This window comes from Burkholderia sp. Bp9099 (genome assembly GCF_003857805.1).
Taxonomy (GTDB): Bacteria; Pseudomonadota; Gammaproteobacteria; order Burkholderiales; family Burkholderiaceae; genus Burkholderia.
Genome location: NZ_QTPU01000113.1, coordinates 1 through 342 on the forward strand (window position 1 = coordinate 1; position 342 = coordinate 342).

A 342-nucleotide genomic window follows, 5' to 3' on the forward strand; every position below is an offset into this window, starting at 1 on the left:
CGGACGGGCGCGATGCGGCGCTCGTGCAGTTCCCGGGCGGCTACGTCGCCGAGATCCACGCGCGGTCGAAGTAATGGGACGGCGGGCGATGAGGTGGGCGTGGCGTGGCGTGCTGCCGGCCGCTGTGCTGGCGGGCGGCGTCGCGACGTACGCCGGGACGGCGGCCGCTGCCGAGGACACCGCGGTGCCGGCGCCGGCCTCGGCCGCCGGCACGACGTGCACCGCGAAGCGGCCCGCGGTGCTGTTCAACCGCTGGCAGGAAGATTGGTCGGTGCTCGCGAATCCGTGCGTGCCGCGCAAGCCGCTCGACGGGCTGAAGTACATCCCGCTCGGCGGCGACCC

At 75.1% G+C, this 342-nt stretch carries 1 pseudogene; it reads left to right on the forward strand.

The features are described from left to right. Nucleotides 1–88: 88 nt before the first annotated feature. Nucleotides 89–342, forward strand: a pseudogene (locus DIE17_RS37165) (alginate export family protein); the annotation flags it as partial.